The sequence below is a fragment of the Segatella sp. genome (assembly GCF_977051555.1).
Map to the genome: position 1 here is coordinate 21,594 of NZ_CDRSSE010000028.1, position 20,857 is coordinate 42,450.

Here is a 20,857-nt window from a genome sequence, read left to right on the forward strand (position 1 = left end):
TAGATTATTATGAAATTGAAAAATATTAATTTTGGTTTAGGCTTGGTAGCTCTCTTGGCTTTGTCATCATGTGCTGATGACAAGTTCTCGGAGTACAGAACTGATATGACCAAGAACTTGAAGGAATATCAGTATCTTAACAACTACGAGCCTTTGAAGAAATATGTCGAAGACATGAAGGCTTCTGGCAAGTGCAATCCCGACTTTAAGTTGGGTATTGCACTGGCTGCGCCCGACTTCAACAAACAGGAGCTTGTATATTGCTTGGCTGGTAGCAACTTCGAGGAGATGACAGCAGGCAACGCCATGAAGTATGCTTCTTGTGTGAAAAATGATGGAACCTTTGACTTTAGTACTGTTAAGGATTTCGTTACAAATGCACAGGATGCAGGTTTGACCATCTATGGTCATACGCTTGCTTGGCATTCTCAGCAGAACAATAAATATCTGAATAGAATTATTGCAGATAAGGAAATCAAGGTAGACCCTAGTCAGAAAGTTGATAAGGAAGATGCTTATACCGACTTTTCTACCATGACCAGTTTCCCTTTTTATGTAATGGGCTATACTCCTGAGATCAAAGATGGAATTTTGATTAGCAAAAATCCTGGAGCATGGTATCAGTATTTTGTAGTTGACAATTATCCTGTGGATGTTGATGCCAAGAGAGAATATAAGGTAACAGCAATGATCAAGGCATCAGAAGATGGACAGATTGATGTGCAGACAGGTAACTGGGGAGCAACTACATCTCAGAAAATGTCTGTTTCTACACAGTGGAAAGAGCAATCTGTAACATTTAGTGGATTAACAACAGAAAAAGCTTTTGTTGTTTTCCAACCAGGAACTTTTGCAGGAGACATTTCTTGTAAGTGGGTAAAAGTTACTCATTCTGAGGCTCCGGTAATGGAAATCGAGACTGAGGTTCATAAGGAAACTTATACTGATGGTGATTTCCCATTCTATCCTATGGGTTGTACACCTCCTGTTATTAATGGAGCTATCCACTTTGTACCTACAGGCGAATGGTCTCAATTCTTTGTGATGCAAGGAGTTGATAATGAATTAGGTGAAGGTAATTATGTTGTTTATTTAGACCTTACTTCTAATAAGGATGCAAGTGGTGTAGAACTCACCATGCAAAATGGTTGGGGTGGCACAGCTCAAGCTATTACAGCCAAAGTGCCTGTAGCTGCAGGTCGTCATTCGGTAAAAATCGAAATGCCTAAAGTAGAGGGCGGTAAGTATGACATCATTCTTAAGCCTCAGACAGCTGATGCTACTTTGGATGTCCATTCTGTTAGAGTTTGCAAGGTTACTAAGTCTAATTCTATACCTCTTACGGATCAAGAGAAGAAGGATACCTTAACTTGGGCAATGGGCAAGTTTATCGATGGAATGATGGAGACTTGCGATGGCTACGTTACATCATGGGATGTTGTTAACGAGGCTATATCTGGTCAGGATAAGGATGGTGATGGCTGGAATGATCTTCAGTCAGCTACTCGTGGTACAGTTTCTGCAGAGGATGCAAAGAATAGCTTCTACTGGCAGGATTATCTCGGTGATATCGACTATGTTCGTACAGCCGTAAGAGATGCACGTAAGAGCTTTGCTGAGCACAATGGTGATCCATCTAAGTTGAAGCTCTTTATCAATGACTACAACTTGGAAGGTTACTGGGATCAGCACGCTAAGCTGAATAGCTTGATCCACTGGATTGGTCTGTGGGAAGATCCTAATGCAGAGGAGCCTGTTGTTATCGATGGTATTGGTACACAGATGCACGTAACGTGCTATGGTGATGCAACTAAGCAGGCTAAGCTTCAGAGCGACATCGAAGAGATGTTTAAGTCGCTGGCTAAGACAGGTAAGCTCATCAAGATTTCTGAGCTTGATATGGCTTATGAGGATGAGGCTGGTACTTCTGTTACCTTCGACAAGATGACTGAGGAGCAGCACAAGCAGATGCGTAGTTTCTATACATTCATCATCCAGAAGTACTTCGAGCTGATTCCACAGGCTCAGCAGTATGGTATCACTCAGTGGTGTGCTACTGATTCTCCTAAGGATTCAGGTTGGCGTGCAGGTTGCCCTACAGGTCTTTGGGATAGCAACTATCTCCGCAAGCACACATACGCAGGCTTCGCTGTAGGTCTCGGTGCTCCAGAATATTGGAAGGACGCTAAGTAATATTTGTGGTGTGAGCCTATCCTATGGCTTACACCATCTAATATAAAGAAACATTAGTTTTAGGTTTTATCATATAGATTAACCGAAATGATGTTAGTCGTGATAGGTCGGTTGTGTCGTGAAGACACGACCGACCTTTTTTGCGTTTTTTTTAATGATGATAATATTCTCTTTCTCCTATGTGTCATTCTTGAAAGAGATTGTCTAGTGTGACTTCGCTGTTTACTATACTTGAATGGATGCCATTGGCAACACCAAATGTTGTGACAAAGGTATTTACCAATGATTTTGTGCAATGGGTTCGGTCTCTGAATAATTCCATTCTATTGCGCAGCTTTATCTCATAATCTGCTGAAATTTTGTATTGGGCTTGACTAAATTTCATCTCGTAGAGGTTGATGACTCGGTCGGCACGCTCTATGATGAGATCTATTTGGGCTCCTCTCTGATTCTTGGTTTTGTCAGCCTTGTCAAACCAAATGTAAGCCTCGCTAGCCACGCCACCAATATTCAATGCCTTGCGTATTTGGTTGATATGGAACAAACAGAGTAATTTCCTTAAAATGGCACGAAAACGCACTTTTTCTCACTTTTTTTTCGAGAAAAAGTGCGTTTTCGTGCCAAAATCTTTAATTTGGCTGCATAATTTCAATCCAGATAAAGTATTTGTTACATGACGCAAAGGGTGTTTCAGGGGAAAGATGTATCTTTGTATCCATGAAAAAGATATATTATTTGCTGATGGGCTGCCTGCTGCTGGCGGGTTGCTCGCAAAAGCCACATGACATAACGATGGTGAGCCAGTTGCCTGCCATCTATCCCGACTACGTGGGCGTTACCGTGCCCGCCAATATCGCTCCGCTCAACTTCTGCATGGAAGATGAGGGATATACGGCTATGTCGGTACAGATAAAGGGATCCAGGAAGGGAGCGATGGAGACATCGGGAGAGGATGCGGAGTTTGACATCGAACAATGGCATCAACTGCTACGTGATAATCGAGGCGGAAAACTGACCATTATTGTTGTCGCCAAGAAGGACGGACAGTGGAGACAATTCAAGCCTTTTGACATCTTCGTGGATAAGCAGAGGATGAAGGAGTGGGGCGTCACTTATCGCATGGTAGCTCCTGGCTATGAGCTCTATGGTATGCAGGGACTCTTCCAGCGTTGCCTCTCCAACTTTGATGAGTTTGCCATCTATCGCACCACCGAGGTGCCGGGCAGTTGTGTGAATTGTCATACCGCCAATGCCACCAATCCCGATGAGTTTACGCTGCATATCCGTGGCGAGAAGGGTGCTACCTTGATTCGCCATCAGGGCAAGGACGACTGGATGAAGTCGAAGAATCTGGAGGTGGGCGGTCCGATGGTGTTCCCTTGTTGGCATCCATCGGGCAAGTTTATCGCCTTCAGCACCAATGATACGCAGCAGTATTTTCATTCTCAGGCTAAGAAGCGCATCGAGTATTTCGATATGAGCTCTGACATCTTCATCTACAATCCCGAGACGCATGAGGCGATGGTGGATGCTCGCTTTGCCACCAAGGAGAATCTGGAGAACTGCCCTGTGTTTTCGCCAGACGGTAAGTGGCTCTATTATATCACCGCGCCTTTCAGAGATCCGAAGCAGCATTTCCGTGAGAGCCGATATAGCCTCTGCCGTGTGGGCTTCGATGCCAAGACGGGCAAGCTGGGCGAAATGGTGGATACGCTCATCAGTGCAGTGGCTTTGGACAAGAGCATCACTTGGCCTCGTCCGTCATACGATGGCAGATATCTGATGTTTACCACGCTGGATTATGGCTACTTCTCTATCTGGCATCCGGAGGCTGACCTATGGCTGCTAGATTTGAAGACTGGCAAGGCTCATGCCCTGGACGCTGCCAATAGTGATGACTCTGACAGTTTCCACAACTGGAGCAAGAGTGGCGGATGGTATCTCTTTACCAGTAGGCGAGAGGACGGCCTGTATACTCGCATCTATCTGGCTAGCGTGGACAGGCAGGGCCATTCTACCAAGCCTTTCCTCCTTCCGCAACGCCGACCTAGGGAGGACAATCTGCGCCGCATGTATTCATATAATACGCCCGACTTCACGCTGCGTAAGGTGGAGATAGAGGATATGCCTGGGCATATCAACAACCCTAAACGTATGGAATGGCGGGTGGCTAAGTAATGCTATATATAATAAGGTATAAGGAAAATGAAAGATACGAAGAATAATGATAGAAGCCGATGGATGATGGCGGTTGGCTTCATGGCTGCCCTGTACATCTTCTGGCGATATGCCTATCCCTGCGCATTGGCTTATCATGAGCAGATGCAGCTCTTCTTATGGAATGGGGATTATCTGATGGATAGACTGGCAGAACCAGGTGGTGTGGCTCGCTATCTGGCTGAGATGCTGGTGCAGTGCTATAACAATCTGCCGCTGGGCGCCTTGCTCCTGGCGCTACTCATGGGCGGCTTGCAACGGATCACCTGGCTCTTGATGAGAAGGATGGGCTGCAAGGACGGTATGAGATGTTATCTCCTGTCGTTTCTGCCGCCTATTGTAATGTGGGCGATCATGGGCGATAAGGATGTGATGACTACTGTGCCTATGGCTTTGCTGCTTACTGAGGCTATGTTGCTGCTGATGCCTAGTAACATCTTCTCGGCTTGGAGACCTGCCATTATTTATCTGCTGCTATTGCTCACTTTGGGCTATTGGCTAGTGGGACCGATGGCGATATGGGCAGCAATGTGCTTGGTGGCTTATGCCTTGTGCAGGCAGAAGGATAAGCAGAACTGGGCGATGGGCTTGGTGGCTGTGCTGGTGGTAGGCTTGTTTGTGCAGTTGGATAGTGCCAGGATGTTGCCTTATCCCAAGGCTCGTGTGTTTCGTGGCATTGATTATCTGCGCGATCCTACGGCGTTCTTCCCTCATGAGTGGTATACCTCTGATGTGTATGAGCAGATGGAGTATAGTATGTTGGTGCGCCGACAGGATTGGCATGCCATCTTGGACAAGGCTACTAAGAAGGCTCCGATGGCTACGGCGAGCGAGGCGGCTGTGAAGTTGGCGCAATGGAAGACGGGGGCATTGAGTGATGAGGGGATGCGCCAGTTTATGGCTTCGTATGGCAAGCTGGATCATCCCATCAATATCTGCATGAAGAGTGACCTCTTCTTCCATCTGGGCTTGGTGAATGCTTCTCGCCGATATGCCTTCGAGTTTAAGCAGCTCATTGCCAATGGTAACCAGAGCGGCAGAATGCTGAAGCGTCTTGCTGAGACCGAACTGGTGAGTGGCCATGAGCAGTTGGCGCGCAAGTATCTCTACATCTTGCATGATGCCACCTTCTATCGCCAGTGGGCGGAGGATGTGCTTCCTCTCACCCGCAGTGTCAAGCTTTTGGATGCCCATCCCCTCTATGGTCCGCTATCCCATAGCTTCCCAGAGAAGGACGTAATGTATTAGACTCATCTGTATAGATTTCCTCTTCAAATAGGTTTGATGGTGTATCATTTTCGTTATAATGTTGGTTATCAAACCTATTTGGTGTTTCTCACAAAGTATTTGTTACACCACGCAAAGTCTTTTTCAGCCTTTTCTGTTACTTTTGCGTGCGGAAATGAGAAACATTTCTCGTTCCACGAATGAACAATTAATATCAATAAACTTAAAATTAAAAGCTTATGAAAAAGTTATTTACTTTGATTGTAGCAGCTTTCATGGCTGTAAGTGTGAATGCTCAGACAGAGACTCCTCTTGTTTTGGGTGGTGGTTGGAATGCAGGTTTTGCCTACGATGCTGATGTTTATGACTTCACTATCTCCAAGCAGTGGGGTGCAGCAGAGTTTGCCTGCAATGTCAATTCTGCAGATTATCCAAAGTATATCCTCGAGTTCGAAGAGCCGCTTCCTGCCAACTTTCAGGTGAACTATACTTGGAAGGCTTCTGCTGATGCTGAAGGTGAGGCTACTGCTGCTTATGGTCGTGCTGTGGGCGATGGAGCTACCAAGAAGTTTGAACTTTCTTTCGATCAGGAGCATCCTTACATCGTTGGAGTATCTGTTCAGCATACCGATGCTGAGGAAGCGAACCTGAAGGTTAAGAAGATGACTTTGGTTGCCGCTGATGGTACAGAAAAGAAGATTAATGCCTCTTTCACCGGTTGGGCAGGTACTGATAACACCGTAGCTTATAAGGGTGTAGTTTCTTACAATTCACAATGGCAGCAGCTCGCTATCAATGGTTTGGCTGGCAAGAGCAATGTTACCGTGAAAGTGAAATTGGCAGAGCCAACCCCAAATGTTCAGATGTGTGTAGATTACGAGGATAATAGTTCTGAGTGGCCTTCATTCAACGGCAGCGAAGAGATTACTTTCACCACCAAGGAAGGTGCGGCCATTAAGACTATGGGTATCCAATATACCGACCCAGACAAGAAACCTGCCCAGGTATCTGTACTCGGTGCTTGGTTGGTTGATACAACTACCGGTATTTCTAAGGTTGAGAATCTGAAGGTTGCCCAGGATGGCAAGTGCTTCAATCTCGCTGGTCAGCAGGTAGCCAAGGGTTACAAGGGTATCGTGATCAAGAATGGTAAAAAGATGGTTATCAAGTAACAGATGAGACGTTTTACAATGCTCGCATCTCTCCTCATGGTTCTGTGCCTCCAGATGGCGGCACAGACCTGGGAAGAGGTAAAAGTGGGGACTTCTACTCGCAAGACCCTCACTTATGTACCAAAGAATGTAGAGAAATCACCAGCCTTGGTAATCTCTCTTCATGGTATGAATCAGGACCCTGAGTATCAGCAGAAGCAGACCCAATGGAACGCGATGGCTGATACCGAGGGTTTTATTGTTACCTATCCGCTGGGTAATAACAGAATGTGGGATACCAGCGGTATGGGTGATGTGAAGTTTGTGGAGGCTATCATGAAGGATATGGAGCTGAAGCATAATGTGGATAAGAACCGCATCTATCTCTCGGGCTTCTCCATGGGTAGCTGGTTGGGTTACCACTGTCTGGAAACTCTTGGCGATAAGATTGCTGCTTTCGGACCAGTAAGTGGTGTGGATATCGGCAAGCAGCCTAAGGCAAACCGCAAGGTGTCTATCATGCATATCCATGGTACGGGTGACGACGTGTTTAAATATACGGGCGATCCTTCTCACATGGCTGGCGGCTATCCTAGTATTGAGGAATATGTAAAGAAGTGGGCTGCCTACGAGGGTTGCGATGCAAACAATCCGCAGGTGGTTCGCCCTTATCCTTCCAGCAGAAAAACTGCCAATGCTACCCGTACTATATATAATAATGTGAACAATGATGTAGAAGTGAACCTTATTTCCATCGACGGTCAGGGACATTGGCATTCCAATGAGCCTAATGGTGTAAATTCTACCCAAGAATTATGGAACTTCTTCAAGCGTCATCGGTTGAACCAGCATTCTACTCCAGATCCTAATTTTCAGATTTATCTCTGTTTCGGACAGTCGAACATGGAGGGAAATGCTGCCATCGAGGCACAGGATAAGACGGGTGTGAACCCTCGTTTCATGGCAATGTATACGCTCGATAATGCCAATGCCGGATGGACAAAAGGCAAATGGCATACAGCTACTCCGCCTCAGGCTCGTCCTTACACCCGTCTGTCGGTAGTAGATTATTTCGGAAGAAAGATGGTAGATAATCTGTCTGACGAGGTGAAGGTGGGAACCATCACCGTAGCTGTAGGCGGTGCAAGCATCGATCTCTTTGATAAGGATAAGTATCAGTCTTATCTCAATGATGCCAATACTGCCGACTGGCTCCGCAATTATGCCAAGGAGTATGGTGGTAATCCTTACGGCCGTCTTATAGAGTTGGCTAAGATTGCACAGAAGAGTGGTGTCATCAAAGGTATTCTCCTGCATCAGGGCGAGACCAACAACTGCGATCAGACCTGGCCTTCTAAGGTAAAGAAGATTTATGAGGATATGCTTGCTGATTTGGGACTTGATGCCAAGGATGTGCCTCTGCTCGTTGGTGAGTTGGGACAGAAAGACCAGAACGCTGCCTGCTGGGGACATAATGCGATTATCGACAATATCACAGCTACGATTCCTACAGCTCATGTCGTATCATCAAAGGATTGTCCTCTGCAGAGCGACCGACTCCATTTCACAGCAGAGGGCTATCGTATGTTCGGTAAGCGTTATGCCGACGCGATGCTCGATATCCTGGGTGTTACTCCTGCCGAGAAGCGCAACTATTTTATCCGTTACGAGAGTACAGCTGGCGAAAACCTCTGGGACCGTCAGGCTATCTATACTTTGCCAAAGGCTTTGGAGAAGGGTGCCAAATATTCGCTTACCATGAAGGTTCGGACTTCTGCCGATTGCGCAGAACTGGGTTTCTGGCCTATTTGGAATGCAAGCGACAACAAGAACCAGTGGGGTAGCAGTGCTGATGTGCAGTATCTGGCTGCCTATCCTATTGAGGCTGGTGGCTGGAAGACGCTGACCTGGAATTTCACAGCCAACTTCGCTCTGGATACCTTCCAGTTTGTATTTGGCAAATACGCAGGCACACTCGATATCGACGACCTGTTACTTGTGAAGGAAGGAACATCCGAGAACCTCATTGCCAACGCTGATTTCTCAGCCAAGCATTTCCAGGGCTGGAGTACCAACTGGAATGGTCCTACCTACAGTCTTGCAGATGAAGCGCAGACTTCAACCGGAATCTTCACTCCAAGCCTTTCTGTAGCTAAGAAGAATGTAGATCCTGCTTATTACACTCTTCAGGGCGTGAAATTGTTGCAGAAGCCAACTAAGGCTGGTATTTATATCCATCATGGCAAGAAAATGAGAATAGCAAAATAGAATATAGCCATTATAGTGTCTGATAGTTTGTTTAATCAGGTTGTCCATGATGTGCTTCCGTTTGCCTACAGATATGGCTGCGTGGGGTTAAGAATATGACTGCATTGGGTTAAGGATATAACTCCGTTGGGTTACGGATACGACTCCGTAGGCTAACGGAGACGTATCCTTCGGCTTGTCGAGATATCTGCGTCAGCTGATTGAGTCACTTGAGTTAGCTTACTGAACTACTTGGGTTAGCTGATAGAACTACTTGAGTTAGCTGACTGAGCTATATCAGTATTCTGTAGCATTACATGTGTATTTTTTCTCTAATTTAATACCACATTTGCCACGCTCGTCTTAACTCTTTGATTATTAGAGGATAATGGGTGGTAATAAGGGGCGTTTTTATTGTCACCTTATTGTCACCTATTACCACTTTTGGCATAAAATCAGCAAAATATCGGTGTTTTTGAGGGGTTTGGGGGCGAAAACTAAGAAGATATTGAGCAAAAAGTTGTTTTTTCGGTTTAATACGAGGCTTTTTCTATCGTTTTTTGGGAATTTTACTGGCGAAAAAGGGAGGGAAATTACGTTCTGATGCAGTAAAAAATGCGTCCCGATGTAGCATTTGCTACGTCCCGACGCAGCAAAAGTTACGTCCGGACGTAGTAAAAGATACGTCTGATAGTTTGTTTACCACTTAAAGAGATGAGGAATAAACTCCTTGAAGCAGCGGCGCCAGGTGAGCCACTCATGATGAGTGCCTGGTGATACATAAACATCGAGCTTGATGCCCAGTTCTTTCAACTGCTGTGCCATCTTCTCGGTACCGAAGTTCTCTTCCGAACCGCAGCCCATAAACATATAGTGAATGTCCTTGTTGTATTTCTCAGCATCAGCAAATACTCCATTGAAACAGGTCTTTACATCCACGCCAAAAAGTGCACCGCTGAAGGTTCCAAGGGCAGAGAACTTGTCCATGTGAGGCAATACCGTGTTGAATGTCTGGCAACCGCCCCACGACAATCCTGCCATTGCACGATGCTCGCGGTCGGTATAAGTACGGAATGTCTTGTCAACCATCGGAATCAGATCCTTGATAATCACATCATAGAAAGAAGCACCATAGTGGTTGCGTTCTTCATCTACATTCTTACCCGGACGGGCAACGAAAGGCTTCTTCACGTCGCCACTCTCCATGACCACAATCATAGGCTCAGCCTTGCCTTCTGCTATCAGGTTGTCCATGATGTGCTGCATCATTCCCTGCTTGCTCCAGCCTGTCTCGTCTTCGCCCATGCCATGCTGCAGATAAAGCACAGGATAGCGCTTGGTGGTGTTGGTTTCATATTCGGCTGGTGTATAAACCATGGCACGGCGGAACTGCTTTTGAGAGGCTGCATAGTAAGATACTGAACGAACCTGACCTTTGGCTACGCCCTGCTGAGGACGGTAGTAGTTGCCTTCAGCTCCCTCTGGTACTTCCAGACCGGCTGCTTCACGGCAGCAGCCGAAATAGGTTTCGCTGGCAGGGTCAACAACCTGCACGCCGTCTACATTCAGAAAATAGTAGTGGAATCCTACCACCAGCGGATCGCTTACGCCGTACCAGTCGCCATCCAGGTCTTTCTTCATTTCATATTTCTTGCCGCAGATGTCGAAGATTACTTTCTTTGCCTCAGGCGCATGGAGCTTTACATAAGCTCTGCGGTCTTTATCTACTCTCGGATAGTTGCTGTCCGGAATGATTCCCTGCAGGGCGAGCATCATGTTTGCATAGCGCTTGCCCATGGTGCGGTAGCTTTCTGCGATGAAGTGGAGACCGTCGCCACGTTGGGGACAACCCTTTGATGAAATGACGTGGGCAGTAGGGATGGTCTTGGCAATATCATCAACGATGGCGATATGTGCCCAGCATTTTCCGCCCATATCCTTCTGTACGGTTTCGCCTACGAGCAGAGGAACGTCTTCTGCCTTCAGATTCAGATCCTTCAGAATGTCGTTATAAACAGTCTTTACACGGTTAGGCCAGTTGGCATCGCCGTTGTTGGTTTCGCCCTGGTGCAGGAGGATGCCCTTGATAACACCCTGCTTCTTGGCTATTTTAGCCAGTTCTATCAGTCGGGCGTATGGATTTCCGTTATACTGGGATGCAAAGTTTTTCATCCAGTCGGGTTGTTTCTTTAGATAAGCCTTATAGGTACGTTTATCGAAGAGGTCGATACTGGCTCCGCCCACGGCTACGGTGATGGTTCCCACCTTGATGCTGTCTGGCAGGTTATCCACCATCTTTCTTCCGAAATAGTCAACAGGTGTCAGTCCGGTAGAGGGTCTTGCCTGTGGTGGCACAGCGGTGTGCCATTGTCCCTTCTTCCATCCCGCCTTTTCATCATCCACGGCATACATAGCCTGGAATCTCGGGTTCACGCCCGTTCGGTCGATGTCTTCGATAGCCGCATTTCCTTCCATGTTCGACTGTCCGAAGCAGAGATAAATCTGAAAATTAGGATCAGGCTTTTCCTGAACCTTACTGCCCGTTTTCTGTGCCATCATCGGCAGGCACGCCATCGCGAGCATCGATGCTAAGATTGATAATCTCTTCATAGTTTATATTTAATTAAATTATTAGATTGATTTTCATCTTCTGTTCTGTTTGCAAAGTTATGAAAAGATTCCCATACGTGTTTTGTCTCATGTACCAATAACTTTTCCCAATCTCTCATCCTTATATTTATTGTAAGGTGTTCTTGCTTTTCTCTGGCTTTGTTACATAATATAAAGTATTTGATACATGTAATAAAGTAGAATACTGCTTTTTTGCTTACCTTTGCATCAGTAAATAACAATCCAATTACTAATAGCTTAAAAGTAATAATAATGAATAAGAATATTATATATGCAGCTTTGCTGTTTATTTCCCTCATGTTTGCTGGTAATGTTTTGGCTCAGCAGTTGCCTTATCAGAATCCAGCCCTCTCGGCTCATGAGCGAGCGGTAGATTTGTGTGGACGTCTTACGCTGGAAGAGAAAGCTTCTCTGATGCTGGATGATTCGCCGGCTATCCCACGATTGGGAATCAAGAGATTCCAGTGGTGGAGTGAGGCGCTGCATGGTGTGGCGAACATGGGAGATGTAACCGTCTTTCCGGAACCTATCGGAATGGCTGCATCGTTTAACGACAGAATGGTGTATCGCGTCTTTGATGCAACATCTGATGAGATGCGTGCCAAATGGAATGAACTGCAGCAGAAGGGGGGAGATGTAACCCGTTTCCATGCTTTATCTGTCTGGACTCCAAACGTGAATATCTTCCGTGATCCTCGCTGGGGACGTGGACAGGAAACCTATGGTGAGGATCCTTATCTTACTAGTAGGATGGGATGTGCCGTGGTGCGCGGATTGCAGGGACCTGAAGATACGAAATACCGCAAGCTCTGGGCTTGTGCCAAGCACTATGCCATCCATAGCGGACCGGAATGGGCTCGCCATACTGACAATATTACCGATGTTACACCGCGCGACCTTTGGGAAACTTATATGCCTGCCTTCAAATCACTGGTGCAGGATGCCAAGGTGCGAGAGGTGATGTGCGCCTATCAGCGTTGGGATGATGAACCATGCTGCGGCAGTACCCGTTTGCTCCAGCAAATATTGAGAGATGAATGGGGATTCAAGTATCTGGTGGTTTCTGACTGTGGCGCCGTCACCGATTTCTGGGAGAACCATAAGGTTTCTAGCAATGCCAGAAATGCAGCAGCTAAGGGTGTGTTGGCTGGAACTGATGTGGAATGTGGATTTAATTATGTATATAAGTCGGTGCCTGAGGCTGTGAAGTATGGTGCCTTGACTGAAGAAGAAGTTGATAAGCATGTGATTCGTCTGCTCGAAGGTCGTTTCGACTTGGGTGAGATGGATGACAACAAGATTGTATCATGGTCGAAGATCCCTGTATCGGTGCTTTGTAGCAAGGCGCATCGCCAGCTCTCGCTCGATATGGCTCTGCAGACTATGACGTTGCTCCAAAACAATAATGGGGTATTACCTCTCGATAAAAAGGTAAAGAAGATTGCTTTCATCGGACCAAATGTGGATAACGAACCGATGATGTGGGGAAACTATAATGGTACCCCACGACAGACAATTACCATCTTGGATGGTATCAAGAGTCGTTTGAAGAAAAACCAGGTCGTTACCTTTAAAGGGTGCGACCTGGTGAACGACCAGACTTTGGATTCTTACTTCGACCAGTGTAGCATGGATGGCAAAATGGGCTTTAAGGGCACTTTCTGGAACAACCGTGAAATGAACGGTAAGCCTGTTACCATCACCCAGGAGAAAAATCCAGTGCAGGTAACTACCTATGGTCAGCATTCTTTCGCTCCAAATGTGAAGCTGACGGCCTTTTCTGCCAAGTATGAAACCGTATTCCGTCCTAAGCAGAATGCCAAGGTATTGCTCGACGTGGCTGGTTGCGGTCACTATGAGGTTTATCTGAATGGTGAGAAAAAGGCAGAGCATTCTATCTGGCGCACTACCGAGAGTCGTATCGAGTTCCAAGCCGAGAAGGGCAAGGAGTATAAGATAGAGATTCGCTATCACGAGATGCCTAATTATAATGCGGACATGAAGTTCAATATCGGTCATGAGAATCCTATCGACTATCAGGCTTCGCTCAAGCAGTTGAAGGATTGTGAGACAGTAGTCTTCGTAGGTGGTATCTCTCCACAGTTGGAAGGTGAGGAAATGCCTATCGAGATTTCTGGCTTCAAGGGTGGTGACCGCACCAACATCGAATTGCCGAAGGTTCAGCGTAATTTCCTGAAGGCTTTGAAGGAAGCGGGCAAAAAGGTGGTCTTTGTCAACTGCTCGGGGTCGGCTATCGCCTTGACTCCAGAGACAGAGAGTTGCGATGCCATTCTACAGGCTTGGTATCCTGGTCAGGAAGGTGGCGAGGCTGTGGCTCGTGTACTCTTCGGAGAGTACAATCCTGCCGGCAAGTTGCCTGTTACGTTCTATAAGAATTCAGAGCAGTTGCCTGATTTCAAGGATTACAGCATGAAGGGCAGAACCTATCGTTATATGAACGATGCGCTCTTCCCGTTCGGTTATGGCTTAAGCTACACTTCTTTCCGTATAGGTGATGCTACACTTTCCAACTCTATCTTGAAGAAGGGTGAGAAGATTACGCTGAAGGTACCGGTAAGCAACGTGGGAAAGAAGGATGGAACCGAGGTGGTGCAGGTGTATGTGAAGGATCCTGCCGATACCGAAGGTCCATTGAAGACCTTAAAGGCTTTCGAGAGAGTAGAGGTGAAGGCGGGAAAGACTGCTGAGGCTGTCATCACGCTGGATAGCAGTAACTTCGAACTCTTCGATGCTGCAACCAATACCATCCGTGCCAAGGCAGGAAAGTATGAGGTTTATTACGGCAGCAGTTCGGCTGATAAGGACTTGAAGAAACTGGATGTTTCTATTGAATATTAAATAACTGTATAATAATTAATAGAACTTGCGAAAGTTCAATAAAATGAATAGTCTATGAACAACTTTTTCCATAAAATAGTTAGATTGTTTTGTTTATGTGTATTCCTTTTTGGGCATTCCTCTGCGGATGCCCAAAATAGGAATTTACCTGCAGACATCAATCCTTATTTCGGACCTGTCGGCAAGCAGCCTGTCATGCCCAATGCGGCTGGCTTTATTCAGAGATGGTTGCTCTTGGAGCCAATCTCTGTGCCTGTCAAGAGTAATGTCGTTTTTACTGATTCTTATCTGAAGGAGATATTCCATACGCAGTATTTCCCTAAACAGATGGAAATCGTACCTAAGGATGGAACCGTCGTGAAGGTGGGCAAGGAAAAGCTGAAATGGCATGCGCTGGATAGCAAGCTCTATAACGTGAAGCTTTTCCGTTTCGCTACTTCGTTCGGAAAGCCCAAGTATGGGGTCTTGTTCTGGGCGGTTACTGTTATTGATTGCCCTGAGGAAATGAAAGACGTCCGCCTGGCTGTCGGTTCGAATGGTGCCTCCATGTGGTGGCTCAATGGCGAAGAGGCGGTGATGCTCGAAGGCGACCGGAGGATGGTTCGCGATGATGTGGTTTCTAAGAAGCTTACCTTGAAGAAGGGTAGGAATATTCTTCGTGGTGCAGTCATCAATGGTCCTGGTATGAGTGACTTCTGTATCCGATTCATCGACGGACAAGGCAAGCCTGTCAGAAACCTGTCCATTCACGTGAAGTAGTGCAATCAATATAGAAAGTTATGAAACAGAACAATATATTTTTCAGATATTTTAGCCCGGTTGCTGCTCAGCAGAAACTTTATGCCGCTGCTTTGGTTGCCTTGTTGTCTTCTTCTGCTTACGAGGCAGAAGCCCAGGTTGGCGAACCTTTCATTCATGATCCTTCTACCATTGCCCTGTGTGATGGAAAGTATTATACCTTTGGAACGGGTGAAGGCGGACTCTGGTCGGAGGATGGCTGGACCTGGCAGGGTGGTGCTGTTCGTCCCGGCAGAGGAGCGGCTCCTGATGTATTGAAGATTGGTGACCGTTATCTTGTAGCCTACAGTGCTACGGGTGGTGGATTGGGTGGCAGTCATCGCGGTGATGTCCTGACGATGTGGAACAAAAGCCTCGATCCGAAATCGCCTGATTTCAAATATACCGAACCGATAGTTGTTGCCTCATCTCTGGATGATGAAGACTGTGATGCGATTGATGCGGGCTTGTTGCTCGACCCTACTACCGGCAGACTCTGGCTCAGTTACGGAACCTATTTTGGTTTTATCCGCCTGGTAGAACTCGACCCGAAGACAGGTAAGCGGATGGAAGGCAACGAACCCATCAATATCGCTATCGACTGCGAAGCTACCGATTTGATTTATCGCAACGGTTGGTATTATCTTCTCGGCACTCACGGAACCTGTTGCGATGGTCCTAATTCTACCTACAATATCGTGGTGGGACGTTCGAGAAAGATAACTGGTCCATACGTGGATAATGTGGGCAGAGTGATGTTGCAGGGCGGTGGAAAGATGGTGATTGCTGCCAATAATCTGAAGACGGGTCCCGGTCACTTCGGACACTATATCGAGGAAGAGGGTGTGGAAAAGATGTCGTTCCACTATGAGTCTGATTTCAGACAGGGAGGACGAAGCGTCCTGGCTATCCGTCCTTTGTTGTGGAAGAACGACTGGCCTGTGGCTGGTGATGAATTTCATGCCGGAACCTACGAGATAGAATCGGAACGAAGAGGCTATGCCCTGGAGATTGCCGTAGATTTCGTGAGAATGCAGCGTGATATCGAACCATTCTGGATAAAGCCAACCAAGCCTCTGAAGGACATTGAACCACAGACCTTGAAGGAGGTGGAGGCAGAATGGCCTAAGGGAGAAGTGAAGGTAAGAATGAACGACTACATGTTCCGTCCTCATCAGAAGTGGAGCATCACACCTGCCGGAAAGGATGGTTATCTGGGTGGTCCTTATTATAAGATCTGCATAGAGGGCACTACTCGCTATCTTACCGCAACCGCTCTGCATGATGTCATTGCCAAACCTGAGTTCACCGGTGAAGATGCCCAGCTTTGGCGCATCGAACAGCTTACCGATGGCACCTATCGCATCATGCCGAAGGCAGTGCCAGGCACTGAAGAGAAGCTTGCATTGGTTTCACTCGGCGATTGTACCCCAGGCCTGGCTCCTTTCGATTTCAACAGCGACAATTCTAAATGGAATTTCAGACAACAATAATTTGCAGCATCAATATCAATCCAATAAAATTATCGAATTTATGAAAAGAATCCTTTGTGTACTTATCGCAGCCATCTGGCTCTGCACTTGCTGGGCAGGGAATGGCAAGAAACCTATTGTCTGGGAACAGCCGATAGCTGAATCGAACCAGCTATTTAATGATCCTTTTCAATCTCAACTTAACATCTATCGTGTGGAATTCGCAGATGATGAAACACGAGTGTTCATGCACATCACTTTTCGCCCACACTATTGGGTAAAGTTTGTGAAGGAAACCTATCTTCTTGCTGATGGCAAGAAATATCTCGTCAAGAGCTGTGATGGACTGAAACTTGACGAAGAACACTATATGCCTAGTTCAGGCAAGGAGGATGTGGTCTTCCATTTCGCACCGCTCCCCAAGAAGACCCGAAAGTTTGACTTCCTGGAAGGTGACGGCAAAGAGAACTTCAAGATATTTGGCATCGAGAGTATCGATACCCGCATCAAACAGCTCTTCTCCTCGCTTTGGCGCAACGATGCGACCGGCGATTGGGAGATAGGATTCTATGAAAATTTCGCCATCTACGACTGCCGTTACTGGCAATACAAGCAGAAGAATCAGAAGGGCGATAAGTACTCTTTCATCCTTACCGATGGCAAGAGCGACCTGGCTGTCAACATCTACAAACCTCAACATGGCAAGCGCACGATGAGCATCAACGGCAAGAAAGCCGAATATTCGCTCATTACCACTTCCACCCTTCCGGATTATCCGCAGAAAGATGAGACCACAAGTCTGAAGGATACTCATAACAAGCCCGATACGGCTATTGTTGTGGGATGGCTCAGAAATATGCCTAAGGAACTTTGGGATAGAGGGCAGGAGTATTGTGTGAAGTATGAGGATCTTTTCTGTACATTCAAGGAAGTGAGCAATTATAGCAAGCTCGATTCACTTGGCAGATTTGAGATCAAAGTACCCCTCATCAACTCTACCGAGGTTTTCATGGACTGGAAACATACTTATGTCAACACGGTATTGGAGCCGGGTGAGACCTATTATCTGCTTTATGACTTCAAGGTTGGACATGCTATCTTCATGGGTAAGAACTGTCGCTTGCAAAACGAACTGCTGGCGCATCCTATCCCAATGATTAACGCAGGCTATGCAGGTAAGTCTGAGAATAAGGTTCCAGCCCAGGAGATGATGCAGATTCTTGGATCCAGATATAAGGAGGCTGAAGGGAACTTACGGAAACAGATAGAAAAATCGGCATCTATTTCCAGATGTTATCAGGAGTACGCGGCTCAATACCTTCTCTGCATTTATGCTACGGATATCTTGCAAGGAGCATATCACGTGAAAGACAATGTTTTCCCTCAGGAATATGTGAGCCAAGTGGAAAAAATATGGAAGGAGATTCCGCAGCCTTATACTCAGTTTCGTGACTATAATATGCTGACAAAAGATCTCATCGACCAGGAAGCAAGATTAAAGTACAGTACACCCATGGGGAAGACCTATGGATTCTTGTTCACCAATTATTATCCGGAACTGTTGAGAAAGCACAAGGCTCAGGGGGATATTGCGATAACAAATTCTGAAATTGCTACGGTGGAACAATGGGCTAAGAATCTGGATAGCATGACTATCAAGCAATATCAGACGACAGATGCCAAGGAGCAGGAGAAAATAGGAAATGCTTTTTCCAACTCAGCCCTTGCCAAGCGCGCTACTGCTATCATTGGAAGAGAAGATATTGCCAAGATGCTTAAGGATGAGACTCCTCTCCTCGATGTTTATTATGCCCTGCATATAGCTGATAGCATGGGGTGCAGCCAGCAGCAGAAAGATGTCATCATCTCCAAGGCTATTCTTCATGTGTTGGAAAGACTAGCTATGCCACTCAATAGTTATGGGCTTGACCTGGCAGAACATAGTATCAGTTCTGAAGTTCTCTGGGAGAAAGTATTGGCAGAACACCGTAAGTACCTGTCTTTGCAGAACAGTGACATTACTGCCAGTATCAAGACAGCTCCGCAGGATATGAGCGATGGTGAGAAACTTCTTCGCCATATATTGGAGCCTTATAAGGGAAAGCTTGTATTGCTGGATGTCTGGGGAATCTGGTGTGCCCCTTGCAAGATGGCTCTTGCCCATTCGAAGGAAGAGTTCGAACGCTTGGCGCCATACGATGTGGTATATCTTTATATGGTAAGTAATAGTCCTGAAGAGTCATGGAAAAATCTCATCAAACTGAATAATCTGGTTGGCGACAATATCGCCCACTATAACTTGCCAGCGGCTCAGCAGAGTGCCATCGAGAATTATCTCAACATTCGCTCCTTCCCATCCTATCGCCTCTTCGACAAGGAAGGAAATCTGGTAGATGTGAAAGTGGATGCCCGCCAACTTGACAATCTGGAGAAAATTATCAAGGAGCTAAGTAAATAAAGAAAAAAATGGCCTCGCAAAATGCGGGGTCATCTTTTCTGTAATCAAGGATTATCTATCAATAGAGCATGCCAAACATCCATAGCGGGATGATGTTGCCATAGCCCGTTTCTATATCATCCTTTACCACATATCCATTCTCTATGTTCTGCAGCTGATTTTGCTTTTTCTTCTTTCCGCCAACCTCGAATGTATATTTCCCGTTAATCAGAAAATCTGATATAGGAGATACTGTTACAGGCATGAGTGAGCGTGTCTGATTGAAGAAGAAAGTTTCTCTAACAGTTCCTATTTCAACACTCTTACCGGCAAGGGTATATATGAGTGTTGGATTATCCAGATAGATCTTATCCACCTTGCCTAGTCCTTGAATACCACCTGTTGAAGTGCGGAGCTGTCCTATAAGTCCTGCTTTCTCCAAATAGGTGCAAAGGTCGGCTATATTGTTTCTTGAAACTTCAAGCTGACCTCCTATCTGGCTCATGTTAGGTTTGAATGGTGCACTTTGAGCGATGATGGCAAGTAGTCTTTTGAGCTTTCTTGCAGTTGAAACCGTAAGGTCTGCATATTGTGGAATATCGGTTTCTATCGTTGCATTGACTACTTGCTGAATATACATTCTGATGTCGCCATCAGAAAAAGGATAATATCCTCGTTGCAGATAGTCAGCGAAATGTTCTAGTGGCAAGAAGCCATTTGGTATATCGACTTCCTGTTGCATGAGCTGGTCTAAAGTACATACAGGAAAATGGATTCCATGAAAGAGTTCCAGATATTCACGATACGAGAGCCCTTGAATCTCGTACATAAGTGCACGACGGCTCAGATCAAATGCCCCCTTTGCTATGTCGAGAACAGATGACCCTGTAAACATTACATGGAGTTCTGAATGATAATCATATATCAGTTTCAGCTCCCTTGCCCAATCCTTGTATTTATGGATTTCATCAATGAAAAGATACTTTCCTCCCATCTTAGCAAATGAATCCGCCAGATCGGTGAGTCTGTGACTGGCAAAATAAAAATCTTCTGCCTGTACATAGAGAGAGTCTTTTCTTGGTAGTTGTTCTTTGATATGCTGAAGCACCAAAGTTGTTTTACCAACACCTCTTGGTCCCATTAATCCAATCATACGAGCATCCCAATTGATGCGATTGTACATATAGCGATGAAACGTAGTACTCGTTTCTCTCAGCAATTTATCGAATGTTGCTTGTAATTGTTCCATATTATGGCTGTTATATTGTTCTTTATGGGTGCAAATATACGAATTAAATACGAAATTGCACTGAGTAGAGTGCAATTTTTAACGTAAATTGCACTTTACTCAGTGCACTTAATCCTCCTTTACACACACGTATATTTTTTTTCTAGAAAAAAGTCTCATAGTCTCATTTTTAGCCACAAATATCACGTTATGTTATTGATGTAGAGATATTTATAATTAATGAGTCTTCTCGTAAAAAGTGGAAAGAAGTATCATAGAAGTATCATTAAAATCCGTAAGCGGCTCCGCGTTTATACCATTGCAGTCTTCTCATTTGTTCGTACCTTTGCACCATAGTTTTAAAAACACATGAATTATGACAGCAAACGAACGTTATGAGAAGGCTTGGGATTCCTTC

At 45.8% G+C, this 20,857-nt stretch carries 12 protein-coding genes; 9 read left to right on the plus strand and 3 right to left on the minus strand.

All coding sequences use genetic code 11. From position 1 onward, the window contains the following. The first annotated feature begins 9 nt into the window (after positions 1-9). On the plus strand, positions 10-2,193 hold the full coding sequence (locus tag ACWJAO_RS07990; RefSeq protein ID WP_449139864.1) for an endo-1,4-beta-xylanase: 2,184 nt from the start codon (positions 10-12) through the stop codon (positions 2,191-2,193). Between the two features lie 184 nt (positions 2,194-2,377). On the opposite strand, the gene ACWJAO_RS07995 is transcribed toward ACWJAO_RS07990, so the two are convergent. Then, complete coding sequence (locus ACWJAO_RS07995) at positions 2,378-2,737, minus strand: hypothetical protein (protein WP_449139865.1); 360 nt, start codon at positions 2,735-2,737, stop codon at positions 2,378-2,380. A 173-nt stretch (positions 2,738-2,910) separates the two neighbouring features. Here ACWJAO_RS07995 and ACWJAO_RS08000 point away from each other — a divergent pair, with 173 nt between their 5' ends. The 4 genes from ACWJAO_RS08000 to ACWJAO_RS08015 all read left to right on the plus strand — a co-directional run bounded on the left by ACWJAO_RS08000 (position 2,911) and on the right by ACWJAO_RS08015 (position 9,056). Then, entirely contained in the window at positions 2,911-4,371 is a 1,461-nt protein-coding gene (locus ACWJAO_RS08000) for a TolB family protein (protein ID WP_449139866.1), read from the plus strand. A 27-nt stretch (positions 4,372-4,398) separates the two neighbouring features. Next, positions 4,399-5,658, plus strand: a complete 1,260-nt coding sequence (locus ACWJAO_RS08005; protein WP_449139867.1) for a DUF6057 family protein — start codon at positions 4,399-4,401, stop codon at positions 5,656-5,658. Positions 5,659-5,876: 218 nt separating this feature from the next. Further along, complete coding sequence (locus ACWJAO_RS08010) at positions 5,877-6,809, plus strand: hypothetical protein (RefSeq protein WP_449139868.1); 933 nt, start codon at positions 5,877-5,879, stop codon at positions 6,807-6,809. A 3-nt stretch (positions 6,810-6,812) separates the two neighbouring features. After that, entirely contained in the window at positions 6,813-9,056 is a 2,244-nt protein-coding gene (locus tag ACWJAO_RS08015) for a sialate O-acetylesterase (protein WP_449139869.1), read from the plus strand. Positions 9,057-9,734: 678 nt separating this feature from the next. On the opposite strand, the gene ACWJAO_RS08020 is transcribed toward ACWJAO_RS08015, so the two are convergent. Then, a complete protein-coding gene (locus ACWJAO_RS08020) occupies positions 9,735-11,609 on the minus strand; it encodes a sialate O-acetylesterase (protein WP_449139876.1) in 1,875 nt (624 codons plus the stop codon). A gap of 309 nt (positions 11,610-11,918) precedes the next feature. On the opposite strand from ACWJAO_RS08020, the gene xyl3A reads away from it, so the two are divergent. From xyl3A to ACWJAO_RS08040, 4 genes are read left to right on the plus strand one after another with little or no spacing between them, the layout of a single operon-like run. Beyond that, positions 11,919-14,525: a xylan 1,4-beta-xylosidase gene (gene xyl3A / locus ACWJAO_RS08025; RefSeq protein WP_449139870.1), complete on the plus strand. Its 2,607-nt coding sequence runs from the start codon at positions 11,919-11,921 to the stop codon at positions 14,523-14,525. Between the two features lie 54 nt (positions 14,526-14,579). Next, the gene (locus ACWJAO_RS08030) at positions 14,580-15,284 is read left to right on the plus strand and encodes an acetylxylan esterase (protein WP_449139871.1); all 705 of its coding nucleotides are present in this window, start codon (positions 14,580-14,582) and stop codon (positions 15,282-15,284) included. 20 nt (positions 15,285-15,304) lie between these two features. Next, entirely contained in the window at positions 15,305-16,795 is a 1,491-nt protein-coding gene (locus ACWJAO_RS08035) for a family 43 glycosylhydrolase (protein WP_449139872.1), read from the plus strand. A gap of 40 nt (positions 16,796-16,835) precedes the next feature. Further along, positions 16,836-19,232, plus strand: coding sequence for a TlpA family protein disulfide reductase (locus ACWJAO_RS08040; RefSeq protein ID WP_449139873.1), 2,397 nt, complete (start codon positions 16,836-16,838; stop codon positions 19,230-19,232). Between the two features lie 58 nt (positions 19,233-19,290). Here ACWJAO_RS08040 and ACWJAO_RS08045 read toward each other — a convergent pair whose 3' ends face one another. Further along, entirely contained in the window at positions 19,291-20,460 is a 1,170-nt protein-coding gene (locus ACWJAO_RS08045) for an ATP-binding protein (protein ID WP_449139874.1), read from the minus strand. Between the last annotated feature and the right edge of the window lie 397 nt (positions 20,461-20,857).